The sequence below is a fragment of the Herbiconiux sp. FW305-C-125 genome, from assembly GCF_058783455.1.
The window spans coordinates 12,594-35,929 of the sequence record NZ_JBYSYO010000009.1 but is presented as its reverse complement, the minus strand read 5'-3'; the positions used below and the strand labels follow the sequence as shown (position 1 = coordinate 35,929).

Annotated in this window: 20 protein-coding genes and 1 tRNA gene; 14 read left to right on the top strand and 7 right to left on the bottom strand. The window is 69.7% G+C overall.

The features are described 5' to 3' along the window. Positions 1-2: 2 nt before the first annotated feature. Complete coding sequence (locus tag AC3WLB_RS18660) at positions 3-3,728, bottom strand: cell wall-binding repeat-containing protein (protein ID WP_492508568.1); 3,726 nt, start codon at positions 3,726-3,728, stop codon at positions 3-5. Positions 3,729-3,973: 245 nt separating this feature from the next. On the opposite strand from AC3WLB_RS18660, the gene AC3WLB_RS18655 reads away from it, so the two are divergent. After that, entirely contained in the window at positions 3,974-5,179 is a 1,206-nt protein-coding gene (locus tag AC3WLB_RS18655; protein ID WP_492508566.1) for an ATP-binding protein, read from the top strand. After that, complete coding sequence (locus AC3WLB_RS18650) at positions 5,176-6,372, top strand: hypothetical protein (protein ID WP_492508564.1); 1,197 nt, start codon at positions 5,176-5,178, stop codon at positions 6,370-6,372. The genes AC3WLB_RS18655 and AC3WLB_RS18650 overlap by 4 nt, the downstream gene beginning before the upstream one ends. Here the strand turns inward: AC3WLB_RS18650 and AC3WLB_RS18645 are convergent. Further along, a complete protein-coding gene (locus AC3WLB_RS18645) occupies positions 6,351-7,223 on the bottom strand; it encodes a TetR family transcriptional regulator (protein ID WP_022896137.1) in 873 nt (290 codons plus the stop codon). The genes AC3WLB_RS18650 and AC3WLB_RS18645 overlap by 22 nt on opposite strands. A gap of 213 nt (positions 7,224-7,436) precedes the next feature. On the opposite strand from AC3WLB_RS18645, the gene AC3WLB_RS18640 reads away from it, so the two are divergent. From AC3WLB_RS18640 to AC3WLB_RS18630, 3 genes are read left to right on the top strand one after another with little or no spacing between them, the layout of a single operon-like run. Continuing rightward, positions 7,437-8,219 (top strand): hypothetical protein, encoded by a 783-nt coding sequence (locus AC3WLB_RS18640; RefSeq protein ID WP_492508562.1) that lies wholly within the window; start codon positions 7,437-7,439, stop codon positions 8,217-8,219. Further along, entirely contained in the window at positions 8,216-9,163 is a 948-nt protein-coding gene (locus tag AC3WLB_RS18635; RefSeq protein WP_492508560.1) for a ThiF family adenylyltransferase, read from the top strand. The genes AC3WLB_RS18640 and AC3WLB_RS18635 overlap by 4 nt, the downstream gene beginning before the upstream one ends. Before the next feature lie 26 nt (positions 9,164-9,189). Beyond that, complete coding sequence (locus tag AC3WLB_RS18630) at positions 9,190-10,380, top strand: heparan-alpha-glucosaminide N-acetyltransferase domain-containing protein (RefSeq protein ID WP_492508558.1); 1,191 nt, start codon at positions 9,190-9,192, stop codon at positions 10,378-10,380. A gap of 51 nt (positions 10,381-10,431) precedes the next feature. On the opposite strand, the gene AC3WLB_RS18625 is transcribed toward AC3WLB_RS18630, so the two are convergent. Beyond that, entirely contained in the window at positions 10,432-10,674 is a 243-nt protein-coding gene (locus AC3WLB_RS18625; protein WP_022896140.1) for a hypothetical protein, read from the bottom strand. A gap of 280 nt (positions 10,675-10,954) precedes the next feature. Between AC3WLB_RS18625 and AC3WLB_RS18620 the strand changes: the two genes are divergently transcribed. From AC3WLB_RS18620 to AC3WLB_RS18600, 5 genes are all read left to right on the top strand, one after another. Further along, positions 10,955-11,341, top strand: coding sequence for a VOC family protein (locus AC3WLB_RS18620; protein ID WP_492508555.1), 387 nt, complete (start codon positions 10,955-10,957; stop codon positions 11,339-11,341). Between the two features lie 49 nt (positions 11,342-11,390). Continuing rightward, positions 11,391-12,461 carry an Rv2578c family radical SAM protein gene (locus tag AC3WLB_RS18615; RefSeq protein WP_492508553.1) on the top strand — a complete coding sequence of 357 codons (1,071 nt, stop codon included), beginning with the start codon at positions 11,391-11,393 and terminating at the stop codon, positions 12,459-12,461. Between the two features lie 237 nt (positions 12,462-12,698). Further along, positions 12,699-13,310, top strand: coding sequence for a thymidine kinase (locus AC3WLB_RS18610; protein WP_022895226.1), 612 nt, complete (start codon positions 12,699-12,701; stop codon positions 13,308-13,310). A gap of 55 nt (positions 13,311-13,365) precedes the next feature. Continuing rightward, positions 13,366-13,788 (top strand): hypothetical protein, encoded by a 423-nt coding sequence (locus tag AC3WLB_RS18605; RefSeq protein ID WP_492508551.1) that lies wholly within the window; start codon positions 13,366-13,368, stop codon positions 13,786-13,788. 55 nt (positions 13,789-13,843) lie between these two features. After that, entirely contained in the window at positions 13,844-14,176 is a 333-nt protein-coding gene (locus AC3WLB_RS18600; RefSeq protein WP_022895228.1) for a hypothetical protein, read from the top strand. 63 nt (positions 14,177-14,239) lie between these two features. Here AC3WLB_RS18600 and AC3WLB_RS18595 read toward each other — a convergent pair. The 3 genes from AC3WLB_RS18595 to AC3WLB_RS18585 form a co-directional block, all read right to left on the bottom strand. Further along, a tRNA-Pro gene (locus AC3WLB_RS18595) sits at positions 14,240-14,313 on the bottom strand. A 78-nt stretch (positions 14,314-14,391) separates the two neighbouring features. Beyond that, a complete protein-coding gene (locus tag AC3WLB_RS18590) occupies positions 14,392-15,324 on the bottom strand; it encodes a metallophosphoesterase (protein WP_492508549.1) in 933 nt (310 codons plus the stop codon). 1 nt (position 15,325) lies between these two features. Continuing rightward, on the bottom strand, positions 15,326-17,770 hold the full coding sequence (locus AC3WLB_RS18585; RefSeq protein ID WP_492508547.1) for a transglycosylase domain-containing protein: 2,445 nt from the start codon (positions 17,768-17,770) through the stop codon (positions 15,326-15,328). Between the two features lie 110 nt (positions 17,771-17,880). Here AC3WLB_RS18585 and sp36 point away from each other — a divergent pair, with 110 nt between their 5' ends. Both sp36 and AC3WLB_RS18575 read left to right on the top strand, forming a co-directional pair. Further along, positions 17,881-18,045, top strand: a complete 165-nt coding sequence (gene sp36 / locus AC3WLB_RS18580) for a Sp36 family protein (protein ID WP_022895231.1) — start codon at positions 17,881-17,883, stop codon at positions 18,043-18,045. Positions 18,046-18,050: 5 nt separating this feature from the next. Continuing rightward, complete coding sequence (locus AC3WLB_RS18575; RefSeq protein WP_492508545.1) at positions 18,051-18,521, top strand: RidA family protein; 471 nt, start codon at positions 18,051-18,053, stop codon at positions 18,519-18,521. A gap of 16 nt (positions 18,522-18,537) precedes the next feature. Here AC3WLB_RS18575 and acs read toward each other — a convergent pair whose 3' ends face one another. Then, positions 18,538-20,496, bottom strand: coding sequence for an acetate--CoA ligase (gene acs, locus AC3WLB_RS18570; RefSeq protein ID WP_492508543.1), 1,959 nt, complete (start codon positions 20,494-20,496; stop codon positions 18,538-18,540). Positions 20,497-20,803: 307 nt separating this feature from the next. On the opposite strand from acs, the gene AC3WLB_RS18565 reads away from it, so the two are divergent. Both AC3WLB_RS18565 and AC3WLB_RS18560 read left to right on the top strand, forming a co-directional pair. Next, positions 20,804-22,270 carry a TadA family conjugal transfer-associated ATPase gene (locus AC3WLB_RS18565; RefSeq protein ID WP_492508541.1) on the top strand — a complete coding sequence of 489 codons (1,467 nt, stop codon included), beginning with the start codon at positions 20,804-20,806 and terminating at the stop codon, positions 22,268-22,270. After that, positions 22,254-23,264, top strand: a complete 1,011-nt coding sequence (locus tag AC3WLB_RS18560; RefSeq protein ID WP_492508539.1) for a hypothetical protein — start codon at positions 22,254-22,256, stop codon at positions 23,262-23,264. The genes AC3WLB_RS18565 and AC3WLB_RS18560 overlap by 17 nt, the downstream gene beginning before the upstream one ends. The last annotated feature ends 72 nt before the right edge of the window (positions 23,265-23,336 follow it).

The window sequence follows — 23,336 nt, the reverse complement described above, 5'->3', positions numbered from 1 at the left end:
GGTCAGCCCGCGGCGCAGGCCGTGAGCGACTCCACTGCTGCCGAGAGCGAGTTCTCGCCGCCCAGCAGGGTCACCCGCGTCGCGCCCAGGGCCGCGATCTGCGCCAGCGTCTCCGCCGGAACACAAGTGCCGGGCACCGTGAACAGCGGGCCGCCCACCTTCGGCGCCAGGGCCGAACCGGCCAGCGCGTCGGGGAAGTTCGCGCCCGTCGCCAGCAGCACGCGGTCGGCTGCGGTGAAGAAGTGCGCGTTGATCGCCTGCGACGCGGCGTAGCGGTCGGCGCCGCCGAGTCGCACCGTGGCTGCGATCTGCTGCGCGTCGGCCTCGATCGCGGGGGAGACGGATGCCTCGCCACCGGCGATCACGATCGACGTGACCCCCAGGTCGGTCAAGAGCGCCGTCGTGTCGGCGTCGAGGCCGTCGGCTGCGCCGTCGACCAGGATGACCGGGCCGGCGGCGCCGATCGCGGCACCGGCGGAGAGGGCATCCGGGAAGTTGCGGCCCGTCGCCAGCACTGCGGTGCTCGCGCCTGACGGGAACGCGGCTGCTGCCACGGCCCGCGAGGCCGCGAAGCGATCCGCGCCGCCCAGCCGGGTGACCGGTGCGGTGGTGCCGAGCTCCGTGCCGACCGCCGCGCTCACGCTCGACGTTCCACCCACGATCACGATCGACGAAGGGTCGAGCCGCTCGATCTCGGCCTTCACCGCTGCGGGCAGCGAATCGGCCGGGGTGAGCAGTACCGGTGCTCCCGACTTCGCGGCCGCCGGGGCTGCGGAGAGGGCATCCGGGAACACCGCGCCGGATGCGACGTACACGGCCTGGACACCGGGCGCGAACCCGTCCTTCGACGCGTTCACCGCGACCTCGTAGCGGTCTGCGCCACCGATGCGGTCGACCGCGGGGCCGACCGTCACGGGCACCGACGCCGTGAACCGCGAACCGGCTCCCGTCGCGGTGAAGGCCGCCGGGCCGAACGACGCGTCGGCCGGAACCGTCGCCTCGAACGAGACCGTTCCGTCGACGCTCACCACGGTGCCGACCGTCGCGGTGCCGAGGGTCAGCGCCACCGACTCGCCGACCCGGAAGCCCGAACCGGTCACCGTCACCACGTCGCCGCGGTTGAGCGCGGTCGACGACGCCTCGAGCGTGCCCGGCGTGGCGAGCGCTGCCGCCTCCGCACAGGCATCGCCCTGCACGCCCACCTCGGGCAGCGACGGCAGGGTCGCGCCGGTTCGGTCGACGACACCGTCGTCTTCGCGCACCACGATCTTGCCGAACGCGTCGCCGATGGTCGCGCCGCCCTGCGTGTTGGAGGCGTTCGTGATGAACGTCGCCGCCGCGCTGGTCGACGTGGCCGAGTCGCCCTGCACGGGCACGGTCACCGTCTGGCAGACCTCGCCGGGCGCGAACTCGACCTTCTCCATCGCCGAGAGCACCTTGCTGCTCGACGACGACGGGATCGCGCTCACGAACACCGTCGCGGGCTCCTCAGCGGGCCGCGAGAGCACCACGGGCACGTCGACCGAGCCGACGCCCGCGCCCTCTTCCACCGCGACATCCGGCACCGACACGACCGGGCGGGTCGAGACGGCCGGCGTGCCGAGCGTCGGAGCGCCGAACAGGCTCAGGTCGCTCAGCAGCACACCGCCGTCGGCGCGGGGCGCCGTGAAGCGCACCTGACGCACATCCGTCAGGTCAACGCCCTCGAAGGCGCCGACCGGAACCGCGATCTGCTGCAGCAGCACCTTGCGGAGCGGGTTCGTCGAACCCGGCAGCACCGAGAGCGCGTCGCCGTACTCCGACGCCGTGACGGATGCGCTTCCGCCCGAACCATCGACCAGCGTCACCGTGAGGTCGGTGCTGCCGTCGATCGCCACCGAGTCGTCGGGCGACACGCGGAACGACAGCGACTCGGAGCCCGAGAAGTCCGTCGCCGCAGCCGGCACCGGCACCCGCAGCTCGCCCGCCGCCGCCGACGGCGAGGCCGGCGTGGTGTAGCTGAAGTGCAGCGACGGAGCCGAGGGCACCGAGGTGGCGCGGCCGTTGCCGTAGATCGGGCTCGTGAACCCGTAGTCGGGCGCCTGCGCGAACTCGAGCTGCGTGACGCAGTACGGCAGGGTCGCCGGCACGTCGAGCGGGCTCATGCTCTCGCAGAACTGGTAGGTGCCCGCCCCGACCGCCTGCACCGAGGTGTCGGGGGTGTCGAAGTCAGCGATGTCGACACGATCCGACGGCGGCAGGGTCGCCGAGACGCGCACATCCGCCCGCCCGGCCGACTCCGGCTTGGCGTCGGAGCCGTCGAACATCGGCAGGAACTGCTGGTCGCCGCCGAGCGTGAGCCGGAAGAAACCGGCGATGTAGGCGTTGCCGAACGCGTACTGCTCGTCCGCCGTCAGACGGGAGGGAGCGGATGCGCCACAGGTCGGGTCGGTCTGGTTGCGATCCATGATCGCCCAGTCGTCACTGGTGGCCACCGGGTACTTGCCCGGCGTCCACGCGGTGTTGAAGTAGTTGTGGTTGCCGCCCATCACGAGCACCGACGAGCGCAGCACGTCGTCGCCGTAGGCGTGACGCGAGTCGTCGATGTACTTCTGGCCCATCTGGTCTTCGACGTCGCCGTCGCAGTACGGCAGCACGACGGCCGTCGGCACGTCGGGCAGCGTCATGCGCGAGTAGTCGGTGGGCGCGAGCGGCAGCACACCCTTGATGCCGAACGGCTGCGCCTGCTCCGCGTTCAGCAGCGCGGCGCGCACGACGCCCTCACCGCCACGGGAGTGGCCCATGAGGCCCACGTCGTCGAGGTCGAGCCGGCCGGCGAGGTCGGCGGGCAGGCCCACGGATTCGCCGGCGTTCGTCGCCCGCAGGAGCGACAGGTGGTCGAGCACCAGCTGACCACGGGCCGCAGCGCCGGTGTCGTCGGCGAGCGAGCCGTCGAGGGCGTTGATGGCGTTGGCCGAGATCGAGACCACGGCGTAGCCCTGCGAGGCGAGGATCTGCGCGGCGTCGTTGTAGCCGAGGTAGCTCTCGACGTCGATCTGGTCGGGGTTGCACGGCCAGGCGTTCGGGTTGCGCGTGCCACCCGTGCAGGAGGTGTGCCGCCCGTGCAGGAACACGACGACGGGGCGTTCCCCGGGCGCCCCCACGGGCATCCAGACCGCCGCCCGGATCTCACCCTTACGACCGAAGCCGCGGATGTCCTCCGCCTCGTCGCCCAGATCGTAGTCGTCGCGCTCGACCGTGTACGGGCCGGCGGCCGACGGGTCTTCGCTGAGGGTCGGCGCATCCGTCGCGGCCAGCGGGAGCTGGTCGGTGAGCGAGTGCAGCTCCGAGCGGTCGACCGGCGCGGCGATGGTCGGGTCACCGGCGCCCGACCAGCCCTGGTCGATGGAGGTGGCGTCCGCCACCGCGGGATCGGGCGTCGTGAGGGTGAGGGTGAGACCGTCGAGCGACTGGAGCGCGAGGCCGAGCTCCACTCCGTCGGCCCACAGGGTGGGGGCGTCGCTGCGGATCTCGAGCGGCTCGGCGAGGGTCTTCGTGACCTCGTAGCCGCCCGGCACCTCGACGACCGACCAGTCGGCGCCCGAGGCGACCGGGTCGGCGGCGGTGATGACGGATGCGCTGGGTGCGCTCTGCGCATACGCCGGCGCGCTCAGCAGAACAGGTGTTGCTGCGACGAGAAGTGCCGTGGCGATTGCCGCGTTCCTCCACGCTCTCGGTGATCTGGACAAGATGCTCCTGATTCGGTGACGGATAAGTTCGCACACGGGCGCTTTCTTGCCGGATTCAACGGCGAATGGTTCAGATCCCGCCGGTGGGCCGTTGCCAACCTAGTGGCCGGCGCAGGCCACATCCGTCGAGGAAACATGATCGCAACAGAGTGTTTACGAACGCGAAGCCCCGGCATGCGCCGAGCCGCCCCGAGGTGTGGGCCGACCGGGCGTGCGAGGATCGAAGCAGATCGTAGGGGGTGCCGATGAGCCTGGGGATGCCGCGTGAAGCGAGCGGCCGCGTCGTCGTGCGCGCCCTCTCCGGCGCGTCGCTCGCCGTCGGGGCCACTGCCTTGGTCATCGCGGCGGTGATGGTGCTGTTGCGCAACATCAACTCGCCCTACGACGTGTGGCTCGCCATGCTCTTCCTCGTGCCGATCGCCGCCCTCATGGTGCTGCGCCATCTGCAGGACACGCTGTTCGCCGGGCTCGCCTACCTCGTCATCGCCGCGATCAGCATCGGGTTCTACGCGTCCATCCTCATCTCCAACGCCCCCGAAGCCATCGTGGAGTCGCCCTTCATCCTCGCCCTCCCGCAGATCGCCGTGATCTACACCGTGGCGCCGCGATTGCTGGGCGTGCAGTCGCTCGTGCTGATGGCCGGCGCCTACCTGCTCGGCCAGGCAGCGGTGTACGCGGCTGCGCTCGAGTCGGGGCGGTTCCCCGCCTTCGATGTGCTCACCGCCGCCGCTGCCGTCGTGGTGCTGGCCATCTGCGCCACCGACCTGCTGCTGCGCCGGCACACCGCCGCCGACCACCGCGCGGTGGTCCGGGCCAGACGGGATGCGGATGCGATGCACTACCAGCAGGAGCTCGAATCGCAGGTGGTCGCCCTCTTCCACGACACCGTGCTGAGCGAACTCACCGTGCTCGCCAACCAGCCGCCCGGGCCGCTCGGCGAACCGCAGCGCGCCGCCATCCGCCGCGACCTCGCGCTCATCGCCGAGGGCGCCTGGTGGCCCGACGAGAGCGCCGCCACGGCGGCGGATGCCCGCACCGACGCCCTCCCGCCGGAGCTCGGCGCCGTCGTGGCGCAGAGCCGCGACGAAGGCTTCGCCGTCGACGTCTCGGGCGACATCGCATCGCTGCACCGCCTCACCCCCGCCGTGGGCTCGGCACTCGCCCTCGCCCTCCGGCAAGCGCTCGTCAACGCGCGTCAGCATTCCGGGGTCGACCGTGCCGAGATCGTGGTCGACGGCGAAGCGGATGCGGTGGTCGTGATGATCGCCGACGCCGGCCGCGGCTTCGACCCGGCTGCGGTGCCGCCCGACCGCTTCGGGGTCTCGCAATCCATTCGCGGCCGCATCCGCGACGCCGGCGGACAGGCCCAGCTCTGGGCTTCGCCCGGCTACGGCACCACCTACATGCTCACCCTCCCCGTCGCGCCCGAACACGCCTGGGAACCGCGGTGATCGGCTTCCTCGCCTGGCGCGGCACACCACAGCGCCTCGACCCGGTGGTGGCCCGGTCGATCTACCCGCTCGTCGGGGCGGCAGCGGTCGCCTCGTTGAGCTGGGCGATCATCCGCACCATCGTGTCCTCCGGCGAGATCCGCGGCCCGGTCGCGGCGGGTCTGGCGATCGGGTTCATCGCCGCCTCGGCGGTCGTCGTGCTGGTGGTCACCGACCCGGTGCGCACACCCGTGCGCTTCGCCGGGCTCGCCGCCGCCGTGGGAGCCGCGCTGCTCGCGAGCGTCACCTCGAGCATCAGCACCTGGGGCACGTCGAACGTGCTCTGGGACAACTGGGGTCCGCTCGTCGTGGGAATCGTCATCCTTGTCTTCGCCGAGTTCCGGCCGGGCCGCGACCTGGCGCTCGTCACCGCCGTCAGCGCCCTCGTGCTGGGCGCGACCGCCGCGCTCGAGACCTCCGCCATGCCGCAACTGGCCTCGCCGGTCACCTCGGCCGTCATCGCGATGGCGCCGGTGCTCCTGTTCGGGGTGGGCGCATCCGTCTTCTCGTACCGGCTCAGCCTGCTGCTCTCGCGCGCCGCCGAGTCGGCCGCGCGCGAGCAGAGCGGGCTCAGCCGGCGGGTGCGCATCCGGTTGCGCGAACAGCTCCGCGAGTCGGGGCGGGAGGCGCTCGCCGTGGAGCTGGTGCCCTTCTTGACGGGGGTGCTCGAACGCGGTTCGGTGACGGCGGCGGATGCCACCGAGGCCCGTCGCATCTCGGCCGTGCTGCGCTCGGTGATCATCACCGACATGGGACTGCCGTGGCTCGAGCGGCTTGCTCGGGCGCATCCGTCGGCGCTCGCCGTCGACGACCCCGGCGCCCTGGGCGACGCGTTCGGGATGGAGCAGAAGGTCGCGCTGCGGGCCCTGATCACCGCTCTCGTGAGCCGGGTGGCGGATGCGCCCGGCGGCACGGTCACCGTCGTGCTGCGGGCGGTGGGCCGGCACCGCAGCATCCTCCTGCGGGCGCCCTTCGAGGCGGGGGAGGCCACCGCGCGCCTGCGCTTCGGCGCGTCGATCACCGTGATGAACGCGGTGTTCGGACGCTCCTCGGTCACCGTCGCCGACGGCGAGCTACGCCTGCTCTTCGCCTACGACCCGCCGCTCAGCTCCCCGGCAGGATCGCCGGCGGGTCAGTCGTCGATGCCGTCGTAGTCGCGGCTGCGGGGCTGCACGAGGGGCATCTCGTCGATGCCGCCGCTCAGGCGCGCGATGGCGGCCTCGGCGTCGTAGGCCGGGTCGGGCACGATGAACGACTGGATGATGGCGTGGTACGAGATGGCCGCGAGCGACACCTCGGCGGGGCGCCCCTCGTTGTCGACCTCGTAGCGGGCCTCGACCAGATCGGGGATGGTGGTGCGTGCGATGCCGAGGCCCTCGATGATGGCGGCGGCGGCGACCACGAGCGGGCGGTAGTCGTCGTTGAGGTCGGGCCGCAGGCGGTAGCCCACCGCGGGCACGATGTTGCGGTAGAACACCTCCATCTGGTCGAGGAAGGCGAGTTCGGAGTTGCGCAGCGCCTCGATGATGCGCTCGCGCACGCGCGAGTCGGGGTAGGAGAGGGCGGTGGAGGAGAGGGCCACGTAGGTGCGCCACTGCACCGACGACGTGACCGACTCGAAGTTCTGCTCGGCGGCGAGACCCGTCACATCCACGAGGATGCGGCGCCGGCCCTCTGGGGTGCGCAGCTCATCGGCGCGGAAGCCGAGGTACTCCCACGTGGCCACGAGCGACTCCTCGTCGGCGCGACCGGGGGAGACCTGGTTGGCCACCTCGCTCAGGAGCTCTTCGAAGAAGGCCTCCTTCGACTCCCAGATGCGGTACACGGAGCTGCGCGGGACGCCGGCCTCCTTGATGAGATCGTCCATCAAGAGGTGCTCGAATCCGACGGTCAGACCATTGGTCTGCACGAGGGCCATCGCGGTGTCGAGGAGCTTCGCGCGCACCTCGTCTTTGGGCACGCGCGTGCGGCCCGGCCCGGACTTCGTCCAGCTGTTCTCAGACATTGTTGCCCCTCTCAGCACCATTTTGAGACATAATGTCCCAAGTTGCAAACGACCTGCCGCGCTTCTATGCTCAGAAAAACGGCAGCGTGCTTCGCGCAGACACGCCGGGCGGCCACCCACCCCCTGAAAACGGAGGATTCGAAGTGCTCCGGATGCAGAACGCCGTGGTGGCGACCTCGCGGAAGTTGAGCGGTGTCACGCATTGATCGCTCGGTGAGCAACGCGGCGGTCATTCCGGTCATCGCGGGCTCTCCCGCGTTCGTCGCAGAACCCGACGCGAGGCTTGCCACGGGCATCATCGGCGTCAATGGCGTGGCCCTCCCCGGCTTCGAAGACGTCTACCGTCAGCATTTCGAGTTCCGCCGCCGAGTCTACGTGGAGCAGACCGGTCAACTCGACCCCTCCGACCTGTCCGACGACGGAACGGATCGTGACGCCGACGACGCCCGCTCGGTCACCTTCGCGGTGCTCGAGAACGCCCCCGAGGGCGTGCGCATCGTCGGCGTTGCCCGCACCATCATCAAGGGCGCCGACGGCAGCGACCGGCCGCTGCCGGTGGAGGAGTTCTGCCCCGAGCTCTTCGCCGAGCATCCGCTCGATCTCGGCAGCGTCGAGGTGTCGCGGGTGATCGCGCGGCACGAGCGGGTCGCCATGCAAGAACTGGTGCAGTGGCACCTGTTCGCGCTCATGTCGGCCTACTTCTCGTCGCACGACGTGGGGCGCACCTTCGCCATCATCGAGCCCTGGCTCGAGCGGCTCCTGGCCGGGGTGCTCGCCATCTCGCGCATCGGCGAGCCGCGCTACATCGAGCACTACCTCGACTACAACCTCCCCGTCGAGTTCGACCTCGCCGGGTCGGCGGCCCGCATCGAGGAGCGCAACGCCACCATCCTCGGCACCCTCGAGGCCGCCGACGGCGCGCTGGAGTACTTCGGCCGGGTCTCACGCACCCAGCGCGCAGCCGCCGTGGTCGACGCGGTGCCCGAAGGCGGATGAGATCGGTCGCCTCGCCGGAGTTCAGTCGCAACTACGGCTTCTGGAGCGAGGCGGAACAGCAGGCGTTGCTGGCGGCGCGCGTCGCGATCGCGGGGGTCGGCGGCGTCGGCTTCCAGGTGGGTACGAAGCTGGCGCGCATGGGCGTGGGGAGCTTCAGCATCGCCGACCCCGAAGACTTCGAGCCGCAGAACGCGAACCGGGTGCCCGGCGCCACCACGGCCACGTACGGGCGGTCGAAGGCGGGAGTGTTCCGCGAGCAGGTGCGGGAGATCAACCCCACCGCCGTCGTGCACATCTACCGCGACGGGGTGACCACCGAGAACGTCGGTGAGTTCCTCGAGGGCGCGTCGCTCGTGTTCGACGAGTCGGAGACGACGCATCCGGAGATCGGCACCACCATCGCCCGGCACGCCCGAGCGCTCGGCATCCCCGACCTGCTGGTGGTGAACGTCGGTTTCGCCGCCCAGGTCACCTCGTTCCACCCGCGCAGCCGCTTCACCTTCGAGCGGTTCATGGGGCTGCCCGCCGATGCGTCGCTCGAGGAGATCGCGGCGTCGAAGGTCGACTACTCCCGGTTCCTCCCTTATATCCCGCCGTACAGCGATCTCCGCGGCCTCGTCGCCATGACGACGGATGCGCCCGACGGCTCGAGCGTCTCCCTTCCGTCGATCTCGCCCGGCGTCGACCTCGCCAGCGCGATCGGCACCACCCAGGCCTTCCTCCACCTCACGGCCGGCGTCGCCAATCGCCGCCGCCGGCCGATCTGGGCCCCGCGCCTGGCGTATCTCGACGCCTACGCGGTGCGGGCGCGGGTGCTGCGCGCCGGTCGCGCGACGCATCTCCGGCACGTGCTGGTGGCGGCGGTGCGCGACCGCTTCGGCCGCAACCCGCAGGGCAGCTACACCCACGCCGACATCGCCCGTCGCCGCGACACGGAAAGCTGAGGTAAACTCGATCTTTTTGGAGATCGATGTCTGTTCAGCCTGCGCCCCGCATCCGCAGTCTCGACTGGGCGCGTGGGGTGATGCTCATCGCGAGCGTCGCCTCGAACTCGCTGCTCGAGGACCCGCCGTGGTTCGACCATGCGCGGTGGGATGGCGTGCATCCGCTCGATCTCGTCTTCCCCGTGTTCGTCACGCTCTCCGGGTGCGGCCTCGCGTTCGCGATGCACCGACGGGTGGCGCTCTGGCCGCTGGCCCGGCGAGTGGTGGTGCTGTTCGCGGTCGGTCTGCTCTACAGCGCGATCACGCTCGATTCGTGGGAGTTCGGCACCTGGTGCGTGACCGGGGTGCTTCAGCTCTACGCCATGCTCGTCGCTGCGGTGGGGCTCATCCACCTGATCACGAAGTCGTGGTGGGGGTGGCTGATCGTGACGGTCGTGCTCGCCGGTGCATACACGGCCATCCTGGCGGCGTGGTCGACCGGGTGCCCGGGCGGCGTGCTGGCTGAGCACTGCAATCCCTCGGGCGTCGTCGACCCGGCCGTGTTCGGTGCGGCGCACATCTACCATCGGGGTGAGTGGGGGTACGACCCGGTCGGGCTGGTCGCGGGTCTCGGGGCGCTCGCCAGCGCCTCGGCGGGTGCGACCGCCGGTCACCTGCTGCTACGGCTGCGCGACCGGGGCTGGCTGCGCGGCCGAGTCGGTGCGCGGTGGTTCACCGAGGGCGTGGGTGCCGCCGTCGTTCCGCTTCTCGTGCTCGCCGCCGGTCTCCTCCTGCTGGCCCAGCTCGCCATCGCGGTGCCGGACTGGCTCACCGGGAGCACACCTCTCGTCATGAAGCGGCTGTGGACGCCGCCGTTCGCGCTTCGCGTGGCGGGATTCGTGGTGATCGGGTTGCTCGCCGGCCACGTGCTGCTCGATCGACGCCGCGTGGGTGCCTGGTTGCAGTGGCTGGTCTATCCGCTGCTCGCGCTCGGCCGCAACAGTCTGCTCGTGTACTTCGGCTCGCACGTCGTGATGAGCGTGCTCCTGCGCCCGATCGTGCTGCCGTCGGGTGCGGTGCCGGAGGGGGACGGGCCTCCGCTGTCGCCGGCGCGGGCCATCGCCGAGTCGATCGCCGTGGGCGGGCAAGTGCAACTCACCTGGTCGGTGCTGCTGCTGGCGTTCTGGGTGCTGCTCGCCTGCGTGCTGAACCGGGCGCGCGTGTATCTGCGCCCGTGACCCTGCGGGCTGTGACTCCAGGGCTGTGACCCTGCGGCTGTGCCCCCGCGGTCAGGCCGAGATGCGCTGCAGTGGCCCGGTCGCGTCGGCCGGCGTGTAGTAGTCGATCGCTTCTTCGGGCGCCGCGAACGGGCCCGACCAGGCGAAGCGGTCGTGGCGATGGGTGAGTTTCATGAACCAGCCGTCCTTCAGCAGGTACACGGTGGCAAGCGGCGCAGCGGTCCGTGGGTCGTCGCCGGCGCGGCCGAGAATGGCGATGGTGCTCGTCTTTTTGAGGATCACGATCTCGTTCACAGTGCCGAGACTAGCCAGCACAGGTTATCGGCGTGTTACGGCCGGAAGACGATTTGCTCACGACGACGACATCTGACGAAATCTGCCCGCCAACCTTCCGCCGCGTCCCTCGTTCGGGGCGATGACGGTGTAATGTGAGGCCAACGGGGACGTCGGAAGCGGGCCCGGATCGCGGCCGTAAGGGTAACGGCACATCGTGACCGGCACGTTGACGTCTCCTTGCGGGATGAGAGTATCGGGTCCTCTCATCCCGCTAAACATTTCATGCTTGAATCGGGGCGTGAAACTGAACCGCGTGCACCACATCGCCGTCATCGCCACCGATTACGAACGCTCCAAGGCGTTCTACCTCGATGTGCTCGGTTGCACGCTCCTGACCGAGGTCTATCGCGCCGAACGCGACTCCTGGATGGGGGACCTGGCGCTGAACGGCGAGTACCTGATCGAGCTGTTCTCCTTCCCGTCGCCGCCGCCGCGGCCCACGCATCCGGAGGCGACGGGCCTGCGTCACCTCGCCTTCGAGGTCGATTCGGTGGCGGATGCCCGGGCCGAGCTCGTGGCACGCGGCGTGCCCTGCGAAGAACTCCGCACCGACCCGCACACCGGCAAGGCCATGATGTTCTTCAGCGACCCGGACGGCCTGCCCCTGGAGCTCTACGAGCGCTGAGCCGGCCTGCCGGTCTTGCGACTCATTCGAATATATGTTCGAATGAGGCATGCGCTGGAACGGACAGACCCTCGACTCCGAGACCCCGTCGACCCTGCCCGGACTGGCCCGCCTGAACAACCTCGTGCGGTCGGTGCAGACGCCCGAGTTCGCGGGCATCACCTTTCACGAGGTGCTCGCGAAGAGCGCCCTCAACCACGTGCCCGGCGCGAGCAAGACCATGCCGTTCGCGTGGACGATCAATCCCTACCGGGGGTGTTCGCACGCCTGTGTGTACTGCTTCGCGCGGCCCACGCACGCCTACCTGGAGCTCGACGAGGGCAAGGACTTCGATCAGCAGATCGTGGTGAAGGTGAACGTGGCCGAGGTGCTGGGCCGCGAGGTCGCGCGGCGGTCGTGGGAGCATCCGTCGGTCGCGCTCGGCACGAACACCGACCCCTATCAACGGGCCGAGGGTCGCTACGCGCTCATGCCCGGCATCGTCGAGACGCTGGCCGGCTCGGGCACGCCGTTCTCCGTTCTCACCAAGGGGTCGCTGCTACGCCGGGATCTGCCGCTCATCGCGAGGGCCGCCGAGGTGGTGCCGGTGAGTCTCGCGATGTCGATAGCGGTCTACGACGACGAGTTGCAGCAGTCGATCGAGCCCGGCACGCCCAGCACGAAGGCGCGCCTGGCCACCGTCACCGCGGTGCGGGAGGCGGGACTCGAGTGCCAGGTGTTCCTCATGCCGATCCTGCCGCTGCTCACCGACTCCGTCGAGCACCTCGACCGCGCGCTCGGGCAGGCGGCGGCGGCCGGTGCGTCGAGCGTGGTCTACTCGGCGTTGCATTTGAAGCCGGGCGTGAAGCAGTGGTTCATGGCGTGGCTCAGCCGTGAGCATCCGGAGCTCGTGTCGGCGTACGCCCGCATCTACGCCAAGGGCACCTACGCCCCGAAGGAGTACCGCGAGTGGCTGGGCGAGCGGATGCGACCGCTGGTGCGCAAGCACCGGCTCGACCGCGCGGCGCCATCGAGGGTCACCGGGGGAGTGGCGCCGCCGGGGCGGCCGGTCGGCCGGCTGGAGGTGACCCGGCTGCCGAGCTTCGGGCCGGCCGGCGACACCCAGCCGATGCTGTTCTGAGCCGGGCCGATGCGGTCGGGGCCGGGACGAAAAAAAGACCGGCCGCGTGGATGGGGAACCGTGCGGCCGGTCGGTCGACCGGTCACGAGGATGGGGAATCTGCGACCGGTCTGCAATTCGGGTGAACTGATGAGTCAATGGTGCGCTGTCAGCGACATCCCGTGGGGTGGATGGCGGGCAATTCACCCTCAGGGTCACCCTCCGCAGCGGCCGGGAGAAGGGGCATAGGGTATTCGGGTGGCGAAACTGTATTTCCGGTTCGGGGCGATGAACAGCGGCAAGAGCACCGCGATGCTGCAGGCGGCCTACAACTACGAGGAGCGCGGCCAGCAGGTGCTCATCGCCAAGCCCGCCATCGACACCAAGGGGGACATGCAGATCGTGTCGCGCCTCGGGGTGACCCGCGACGCCGATTTTCTCATCGCGCCCGATACCGACGTGCGCGTGGAGTTCGCGGCGAGGCGTGAGGAGGTCGTGCTGTCGACCGGCGTCGACGTGAGCTGCCTGCTCATCGACGAGGCGCAATTCCTCACCCCCGCGCAGGTCGACGACGCGTTGCGCATCGCCATCATGGACGGGGTGCCCGTGCTCGCGTACGGCATCCGCAGCGATTTCCAGACCGCCGGGTTCCCGGGGAGCATCCGTCTGCTCGAGGTGGCGCACAGCCTCGAAGAGTTGAAGACGATCTGCCGCTGCGGTCGCAAGGCGATCTTCAATGCCCGTAAGATCGGCGACCGCTACGTCTTCGACGGCGCCCAGGTCGCCATCGACGGCGAGGACGTGACCTACGAGTCGCTCTGCGGCGCCTGCTACCTCGAAGAATCCCACGGCGTGCTCGGCCGCGACTGAGCCGGATCTCGGCGACGCGATGCTACGTTGTAGTCCTCAGCACAAGGGGGCAATGATGCACAGCAAGACGACCCGATTCCTCGCCGCTTTCACCATCGTCGGCGCGGCCGCCGTGGGCCTCGCGGCCTGCTCATCCGACAGCGGATCTTCGACGCCGGCCACCTCGGCCTCGTCGTCGAACTCGGTGCTGCCCCCGATCATCGTCGAGCTGAGCGAAGCCGACGGCACCACCGTCGAGGTCCCGCTCGACAACGTCGTCGACCTCGTGACGGGCGACGACGAGGATGTCGCGGCCTGGACCGCGAAGATCGCCGACGAGAGCGTGGTGGAGTTCGTGCCGGGCAAGGACGACGGGAGTGCCCAGTTCAACCCCGGCCTCAAGCCGCTGGCGGAGGGCACCACCGACGTCGTGATGTCGAACCCCGACACCGACGCGAAGGTGTCGTTCACGGTGACGGTCACGGCCGCCGCGAAGTAGCTGCCGACCCCACCTCGGGGTTGCTGCCTCCCGGGTGCGGGAGCATGGTGGAGAGATGAAGTCTGTCTCGTACGCCGGTCTGACGTTCGCCACCGCCGATGTGATCGCCGATGCGCTGCTGCAGCTGGCCGCGGCGCTGGGGCAGAACGAGCGCGCGGAGACGATCGACATCCCGGTGGTCGAGGAGAGCGGACGGCTGAGTTCCGTGCAGCTGGTCGTGGGTCCCGCGAGTCAGTTCATCAGCAGACCCGTCGAATCGCCGTTCGACGACCCGCAGGACCAGGAGATCCTCGATACGTTGAATCTGCGCATCCGCAGGCTCGACCTGCCGCGAGCTGCAGCGGTGGAGCCCGACGAGGTGGATCGCTTCGACCTGGAGAGCCCGTAGAAGCGACAACGACCCGAGACGACGAATCGGCCGGAGACACTGTCTCCGGCCGATTCTCTTTCGTCGGGGTGGCGGGATTCGAACCCACGACCTCCTCGTCCCGAACGAGGCGCGCTACCAAGCTGCGCCACACCCCGAAGTGGTTCACCGCGTCGCCGCGGCTGAGGCCTCAACAAGGATAGCTGATATTCGGGCGCCGCGAGACCGCATCGCCATCAGGGGCGCGCGGTGAGGGTGAGCAGCGTCGCCTCGGGCCGGCAGGCGAAGCGGAACGGCGCGTAGATCGACGTGCCGAGACCCGCGGAGACGTTGAGGTAGGCGGAGTGGAAGCCGTGCCGCCACAGGCTCAGCCCCTTCACCTGCTTGCGCGGAATGTCGCAGTTGGTGACGATGGCGCCGAACCCGGGCACGCAGACCTGTCCGCCGTGCGTGTGACCGGCGAACACCACCTCGGCGCCGTGGGTCACGAACGAGTTCAGCACGTACTGGTACGGCGCGTGGGCGACGCCGATGGTCACTCGGGGGCCCCGGTCATCCTCTTCGCGCAGTTCGTCGAGCGCGCCCGGGATGCGCTCCAGCTTGTCGAGGTGCCGGTGCGGGTCATCCACGCCGAAGAAGTCGATGATGGTGCCGTTGACCTCGAGCGTGGCTGCGCGATTGTTGAGGTTCTTCCAGCCGAGCGAGTCGAAGTAGGCCTCGAGGCGTTCGGTGTCGAGCCGCTCGGTGGTGGCCTTGTGCTTGGACGGGCCCATGAAGTAGCGCAGGGGATTCTTGAACGACGGACCGTAGTAGTCGTTCGAGCCGTTGACATAGACCCCCGGCACGCCGGTGAACACGCCGAGCGCGGCCTCCACGCCTTCGATGCCGTCGCGGTGCCCCAGGTTGTCGCCGGTGTCGACGATGAGGTGGGGGTCGAACCGGGCGAGGCCGCGCAGCCACGCCTGCTTGTCGGCCTGCCAGGGGGCCATGTGCAGGTCGGAGATGTGCAACACCCGGATGTCGGCTGCGCCGCGTGGCAGCACGGGCACCCGGGCCCGGCGCAAGGTGTAGAGCTTGCGCTCCACGAAGGTGCCGTAGGCGAACGCGGAGGCTCCGGCCACCGCGACGACGCCGAGCGCCGACGCGGTGGCCCTGGTGACTGCCGTCACCCTAGCCGGCCTTCGTGGTGACCCTGAGCCTGTCGGTGCCGAAGCGAATCGGCTGGCCTGCCCCCGGGTTGGTCGCGGTCACCTTGGCGTTGCCCGACGATGGGCCGTCGAAGGCGATCTGGCCCGCGTCGATCCCGGCGCCGGTGATGGCCTTCTTCGCGTCGTCGGGGCTCATGCCGACCACGTTCGGCACCGTGCGCAGTTCGCCGTTCGAGGTGAAGACGGTGACCGTCGACCCCTTCGTGGCGCTGCCGCTCGGCGAGCTGCTATCGACGACGCCCGCCGCGCGGGTCGAGTCGATGACGCCGCCGTCTTCGTAGTCGAAGCCGGCGCTCGTGAGGGCGGCCTTCGCGTCGTCGACCGACATGCCGGCCACGTTCGGAATCGCGACCTTCACGCCGTTCACCAGGGTGCTGTCTGCGGTCGGGAACTCGTCTCCGCCGTACTTGCCGTCGGCATCCGTCATGTACTGCTTCCACACGTCGTGGCGCACGTTTCCGCCGCTCTCCCCGTTGATGGAGGTGTTGCGGATGGAGACGGTGCCCACCACGTTGCCGATCCACACGGCCGTGGCGAGCTTCGTCGAAGCGCCCACGAACCAGGTGTCCTTCTCGGAGTCGGTGGTTCCGGTCTTGCCGAAGTGCGGGATGCCGTCGTTCGGGTTCGACTGCGACCCGGTGCCGCCGTTGACGACGCCCTTCAGGGCGGTCACCATGGCGGCGGCGATGCTCGGGTCGACGGCCTGCGAGCAGGTCGACGTGGGCACCGGCAATTCGTTGCCCGACGAGTCGAGGATCTTCTCGATGGCGATCGGCGAGCAGTAGGTGCCCTGGTTGGCAACTGCGGCGAACGCGGCGGCCATGGTGAGCGGCGCGATCTCGTTCGTGCCGAGCACGTCGGCCGGGTTCTCGCCCAGCGGGTTGCCGTCGGCCCGATGCACGCCGAACGCCTCGGCCGTCTTGCGGATCTCGCACTGGTCGAGCTTCTGGGCCATGCGGAGGAACGCGAGGTTCACCGACTGGGCGGTGGCCTGCATGACGGTGACGTTGCCGGGGTTCGACCCGCCGTCGTTCTTCACCGAGTAGGTGCCGCCGTTGCCGCCCGTGCAGCTGTCCTTGAACTGCGCGAGGTTCAGCGTGCCGGCGTTTCCGTTGATGACGTCACCGAGCGAGTGCCCCGTCTTCAGCCATTCGGCGAGCGTGAAGATCTTGTAGGTCGATCCCACCTGGAAGCCGGTCGATCCGCCGTACTCGTAGTCGGTGCTGTAGTTGATGGCGCTCGCACCGAGGTTCGTGGCGGTGACCTCCGGGTCATCGCTGAAGTCCTTGTTCTGCACCATCGCGAGCACCTTGCCCGTGCCGGGCTGAACCGTGACGAGCGAACCACCGAGGTCGAAGTCGTAGGTGTAGGGCACCCAGCTGTCCATGGCGTTCTTCGCGGCGCCCTGCAGGTCGACGTCGAGCGTCGTGTAGATCTGATAGCCGCCGGTCTTGAAGTTGTTCCACCGCGTGTCTTCGTCGGCGCCGAAGGCCGGGTCGTTCTTCACGATGTGCGTGACGTAGTCGCAGAAGAAGCCGGCGCCGAGCGGGTTGGCGGTCTGGCAGCCGGTCGAGGGCTGCACGATGTTGGGCGTCACCGGAGTGGCGATGGCCTCGTCGTACTGCGCCTGGGTGATCTTGTGCTCTTTGAGCATCGCCGGCAGCACGTCTTTGTCGCGGCGCGCCTGGTTGTCGGGGATGTTCTCCTCTTGGTCGATGCGCAGGCCGTTCGGCTCGTTCACCGTCGCGATGAGGCTGGCGGCCTGGGCGACCGTGAGGTCGGAGGCGTTCACGCCGAAGTAGTACTGCGCGGCCGACTGGATGCCGTAGACCCGGCCGCCGAACGGCGCGATGTTGAGGTAGCCGAGCAGGATGTCGTCTTTCGAGTACTCCTTCTCGAGTCCGATCGCGAGTTTCATCTCTTTGAGCTTGCGGTCGACCGAGGTGCGGGTGGCCTCGGCATACGCCGCGTCACGCTCCGCCTCGTCCTGGATGGCCTCGGCCTTCTGTACGAGGATGTTGCGCACGTACTGCATCGAGATGGTCGACGCGCCGCTGGCGGAGGTCTCGAGGGCGTTGCCCGCCGCTGCACGCAGGGTCGACGCGATGTCGACGCCGCCGTGGCTGTAGAAGCGCGGGTCTTCGGTGGCGATCACCGCATCCTTCACGTACTGGGAGATCTGGTCCCAGCCCACCTCTTCACGGTTCTGCTCGAAAACGGAGGCGAGGAGCACCGGGGTGCCGTCGCTCTTGGTGGCGTAGATGTTGGTCTTCTCGGCGAGCGCATCCGGCTTGATGTAGCTCGGGAGGTTCTCGAACATACCGATGGAGTTGTTCGCGGCAATGCCGGTGACAGCGAGCGCGGGCGTGACCATGGCAGTGACGAGGATTCCCGCGATTGCGCTCATCCCTACTATGCCGAGAATGGCCCCGACCACACCGCTAGCCGTGGCTTTCGGGGCAGACATAGAATCCAGGGTAAGCGACAAACCTATAAAAAGCCGAGAAAGGGGCGCCCGTGCCCGCCTGGGAATACGTGACGACACCGCTGATGATCCACAACACCGCGGCCATCCTGAACACCTGGGGGTCGGACGGGTGGGAGCTCGTTCAGGTCGTCACCGGTCCCGAGGGCGGGCTCGTCGCCTACCTCAAGCGGCCCGTCGCCGGGTCGGGGGAGTGAGCCCGGTGGGGGAGATCTCGGAGCGTCTGCAGGAGCTCGGCTTCACCCTGCCGGAGGTGGCGGCGCCGGCCGGTGCCTACATCCCGGCGCTCATCTCGGGGAACCTGGTGTTCACCGCCGGTCAGCTGCCGTTCGTCGGTGGAGCGCTGCCCGAGACCGGCAAGGTCGGCGAGGGCACAGGGCTCGTTTCGCCTGCCGACGCGAAGGGGTTCGCGCAGATCGCCGCCCTCAACGCGCTCGCCGCGGTCGAGAACGTGCTCGGCTCGCTCGACCGCGTGACGCGCGTGGTGAAGGTGACGGGCTTCGTCGCATCCGACCCGTCGTTCACCGGTCAGCCGGGCGTGATCAACGGCGCCTCGGAGTTCTTGGGCGAGGTCTTCGGCGAGCGCGGCGTGCACGCCCGCTCGGCCGTGGGCGTCGCAGTACTGCCCCTCGACTCCCCGGTGGAGGTCGAACTCATCGTCGAGTTCGCGTAGCCCCGCGCCCGGAGGGTCAGCGCATCGTCTCCGAGATGAGGGTCATCACGGACGTGTCGGCGAGGGTGGTGGTGTCGCCGATCTCGCGGCCCTCCGCGACGTCGCGGAGGAGGCGGCGCATGATCTTGCCGCTTCGCGTCTTCGGGAGTTCGGAGACGAGGAAGATCTGACGGGGCCTCGCGATCGCGCCGATCTGTTGCGCGACGTGCGCCCGCAGCACGGCGACGGCATCGGCTTGGCCGGCGGCATCCGCTTGGCTGGCCCGGGTGATGACGAAGGCGACGACGGCCTGTCCGGTGGTCTCGTCGCTCGCGCCCACCACGGCGGCCTCGGCGACCATCGGATGCGCCACCAGGCTCGACTCGATCTCGGCCGTGCTGAGACGGTGGCCTGAGACGTTCATCACGTCGTCGACCCGGCCCATGAGCCAGATGTCGCCCTCCTTGTCGTAGCGCGCGCCGTCGCCGGCGAAGTACTTGTCGCCGAACTTCTCCCAGTAGGTCTCCTTGAAGCGCTCGGGGTCGCCCCAGATGCCGCGCAGCATCGAGGGCCAGGGCTCGGTGACCACGAGCAGCCCGCCTTCGTCGCGGCCGACCGGGGTGCCGGCATCCGTCACGATGTCGAGGGAGATGCCGGGGAGCGGCACCTGCGCGCTGCCGGGTTTCAGGGTGGTGACGCCGGGGAGTGCGGAGATCATGATGGCGCCGGTCTCGGTCTGCCACCAGGTGTCGACTACGGGGGTGCGGTTGCCGCCGATGACCTCGCGGTACCAGATCCAGGCCTCCGGGTTGATGGGCTCGCCGACGCTCCCGAGGAGGCGCAGGCTCGACAGGTCGAACTGCTGGGGGATCTGCCGGCCGAGCTTCATGAAGGTGCGGATGGCGGTGGGTGCGGTGTAGAGAATGGTGACGCGGTACTTCTCGACGAGTTCCCACCAGCGGCCCGCATGCGGAGTGTCGGGGGTGCCCTCGTAGAGCAACTGCGTGGCGCCGTTCGCGAGCGGGCCGTAGACGACGTAGCTGTGGCCGGTGATCCAGCCGACGTCGGCCGTGCACCAGTAGACGTCCTTTTCGGGTTGCAGGTCGAAGACGGTCTTGTGCGAGAACGCGACCTGGGTGAGGTAGCCCCCGCTCGTGTGCAGGATGCCCTTGGGCTTTCCCGTGGTGCCGCTGGTGTAGAGGATGAAGAGCGGATTCTCGGCGGGGAACGGCTTCGCGGTGTGCTCGGCGTCGACCTGCGCGATCTCGTCGTGCCACCAGAGGTCGCGGCCGTGGGTCCAGGTGACCTCGTTCCCGCCGCGCCGGACGACGAGGACGTTGGTGACGGTGCTGTCGCCGCCGTTCAGGGCGAGTGCGTCGTCGACCGCCGCCTTCAGCGGGAAGACCTTGCCTTTGCGGTAGCCGCCGTCGGCCGTGATGACGAGCTTGGCTTCGGCGTCGTCGATGCGGGCGCGCAGGCTCTCGGCGCTGAACCCGCCGAACACCACCGAGTGGATGGCGCCGAGCCGGGCCACGGCGAGCATCGCGATGACGGCCTCGGGGATGACGGGGAGGTAGATCGCCACCCGGTCGCCAGCCTCGATGCCCAGGGCGGCGAGGAGGTTCGCCGCCCTCTTCACCTCGGCGGTGAGCTCGGCGTAGCTGAGGGTGCGGGTGTCGCCCGGCTCGCCCTCCCAATGCAGCGCGACGCGGTCGCCGTGCCCGGCCAGCACGTGGCGGTCGAGGCAGTTGTAAGCGACGTTGAGCTCGCCGTCGGCGAACCAGCGGGCGAAGGGCGGGTTCGACCAGTCGAGGGTCTGGCTGAACGGCTTGTGCCAGTGCACGAGCTGGCGCGCCTGGGTGGCCCAGAAGCCCAGCCGGTCGGCGTCGGCGTCGGCATAGAGCTGTCGGGCGGACTCCGATCGGGCGGCGAAGTCGTCGCTCGGCGGGAACCGCCGCGACTCGTGCAGGAGGTTGTCGATGTTGTTCGTGGCCATGCTTCCCGTGCTCCTTCGCCCGCCGACTTCTTCGACCATAGCGAGGTCGCTGGGAATTCGCTGGAGTGATTTGCACGCATGTTTCCAACGGGTAAACTCAGACCTACCAAGCCTCGCGTTTGGATGCAACGCACTAGTGATTCCCCCCAATCCAGCGTTGCTGCGGCGGCACCCTTTCCCCCCATTGGGTGCCGCCCCCTTCTTTTTAACGACTCGCTCGTTGTCCACAGGCGGATGCGCGGCCGTGGTTCTCCACCGATCTCGGCGAGGCCGCCGGCGCGGGGGTTCGGGTTCGTAGATTCGGGGCATGAATTCGCCCTCCGCATCCGCATCCGCCTCCGCGTCCGCAGTTGCGCCGGTGGCCGCCTCGTCGGGCGCTCCGGCGTTCGGCCCACTCGCGAGCTACCTCGCCGATCCTTCGGTCACCGATGTGTTCGTCAACGGGCACCGCGAACTCTGGGTCGATCGCGGAGGCGGTGCCCAGCGGGATCCGTCGTGGTCGTGTCCCAGCGAGCAGCGGCTGCGCGAGTTCGCGGTGCGGCTCGTCGCGCGGGGCGGCCGGCACATCGATGAGTCGACGCCGTGCGTCGACGTTCGGCTGGAGGGGCGGCGGGTGCACGTGGTGCTGCCACCGATCTCGACCGGCGGAACCCTCATCTCCGTGCGGGCGCCGCAACGGGGGCATCCGCGCCTCGATGAGCTCGACCGCCGCGGGCTCTTCGGGGCGGGTGAGGCGGGCGCCTGGCGACGTGTGATCATCGAGGAGGCGGTGCGCGAACGAACGAACCTGCTGATCTCGGGCGCCGGCGGCAGCGGGAAGACGACGCTGCTGTCGGCGCTGCTCGCCGAGGCCGACGCCGCCGACCGCATCGTGCTCATCGAAGACGTGAGTGAGCTGCGGGTCGAGCATCCGCACGTCATCGGTCTGGAAGCGCGGCAACCCAATCTCGAAGGGGCGGGTGCGGTCGGGCTCGCGGAGCTCGTGCGCCAGGCACTGCGGATGCGCCCCGACCGGCTCGTGCTGGGGGAGTGCCGCGGCGCCGAGATCCGGGAGCTCCTGTCGGCCCTCAACACCGGGCACGACGGCGGCGCGGGAACGCTGCACGCCAACTCGATCGATGACGTCCCGGCCCGGCTCGAAGCCCTGGGCGCGCTCGCCGGCCTCACGGCGGAGGCCATCGCCCGTCAGGCGGTGAGCGCCATCGGCCTGGTCTGCCACCTCCGCCGAACGTCCGCCGGCCGCCAGATCGAGGGCTTCGGGCGCTTGGTGCTGGATGCCCGCGACCACCTCGGTGTGCAGGCGCTCGTTAGCCTCGAGACGCCGGCGGCCGATGCCCGGTCGTCGACTCAGGGTCAGTTCTCCGGTCGAGGGCGCGCGCGGCCGGGGGACGGCGTTGTCGAGGGCGTCGAAGTGCCGTCGATCGCCGGCGTCCTCGAGCATGCCGAGACGCCGCCGAGCGAGACCCGCTTGGGGCGACGGCGGCAGTCCTCCACACCCGGTCGCGTCCGGCCGCGGAGCGGTGGCTCTGCTCGGGCAGGCGCCGACGCGGGGGTGGCGGGGCGTGACGCCTCGACCCCGCTTGACCCGAAGGTGGTGGGGCGCGACGCCTCGACCCCGCTTGACTCGGAGGTAGTGGGGCGTGACGCCTCGACCCCGCTTGACCCGAAGGTGGCGGGGCGCGACGCTTCGACCTCGGCTGACCCGGAGGTGGTTGGGCGCGACGCCTCGACCCCGCCTGGGCCGGAGGAGGGTCGTGATGGCAGCCGGGCGTGAGCGGCGTGCCGGGCGCGGGGTGCGGCGACCTGAGGCGGAGCGGATCGGCGCGACCGTCGAACGGGTAGCTGTCCTGATCGGTGCGGGTGTCGCGCCCGCAGCCGTGTGGGGCTACGCCGCCGAGGGCGCCGACGATCCCGTCCTGCTCGCCGCCGCGCGCCGCATCGCCGATGGTGCTGCGGTCGCCGACGCCATCGCGGCCAGCATCGGCGGCCGCGCCGCGGGTGCTGGCAGACGACCGGCGGACGGCATGGGTGATCGACGGTCGATGTCTGCCTCTCGCGACTCCTCCGTGAGTGCCTGGTGGGTGCTCGCGGCCGCGTGGTCGGTCGCGACCGAGGCCGGAGCGCCACTGGCCCGCTGTCTCGGCGAGATCGCGGATTCCTTGCGGGCGGCGGGCCAGGTCGAACGCGAGACCGACGCCGCATTGGCCGGGCCGGCCGCCACCACCAAGCTCGTGTCGGTGTTGCCGCTGATCTCGCTGGCCTCCGGTTGGCTCCTCGGCATCGACACGGGAGCTGCGCTGCTCGGCTCTCCCGCGGGTCTCGCTTGTCTCGGGCTTGGTCTGACCCTGATGGCGGCAGGGCGGTTGTGGAGCAATGCGTTGCTGCGGCGGGCTCGACGCATCGACCCGGCTCCGGGTCTCGCCCTCGACCTCGTCTCGGTCGCCGTGGCGGGCGGGGGCTCGCTGCCGCACGCGCGACGTCTCGTCGCGGAGGTCCTCGACCGGGCGGGTCTGGATGCCTCGCGCGACGAGACAGCGATCCAGTCAGTGCTCTCCTTGTCGGCCCGTTCTGGTGCACCGCCCGGCGAACTCCTCCGCGGGGAGGCTGTTCGGGTGCGGCGCGACGCGGTGGCTCAGGCCCTGTCGCGAGCCGCAGCCCTCGGCACGTGGCTGATGCTGCCGCTCGGTGTCTGCGTTCTCCCGGCGTTCATGCTCCTCGCGGTTGCTCCCGTGCTGCTTGGCATCCTCAGCAGCACCTCGTCGATCTGACCGCCGCACTGACCAGCTCGACGCGCCTCCCCGCGACTCATTGCATCACTCCAGCCCCCACCCGAAAGGAAC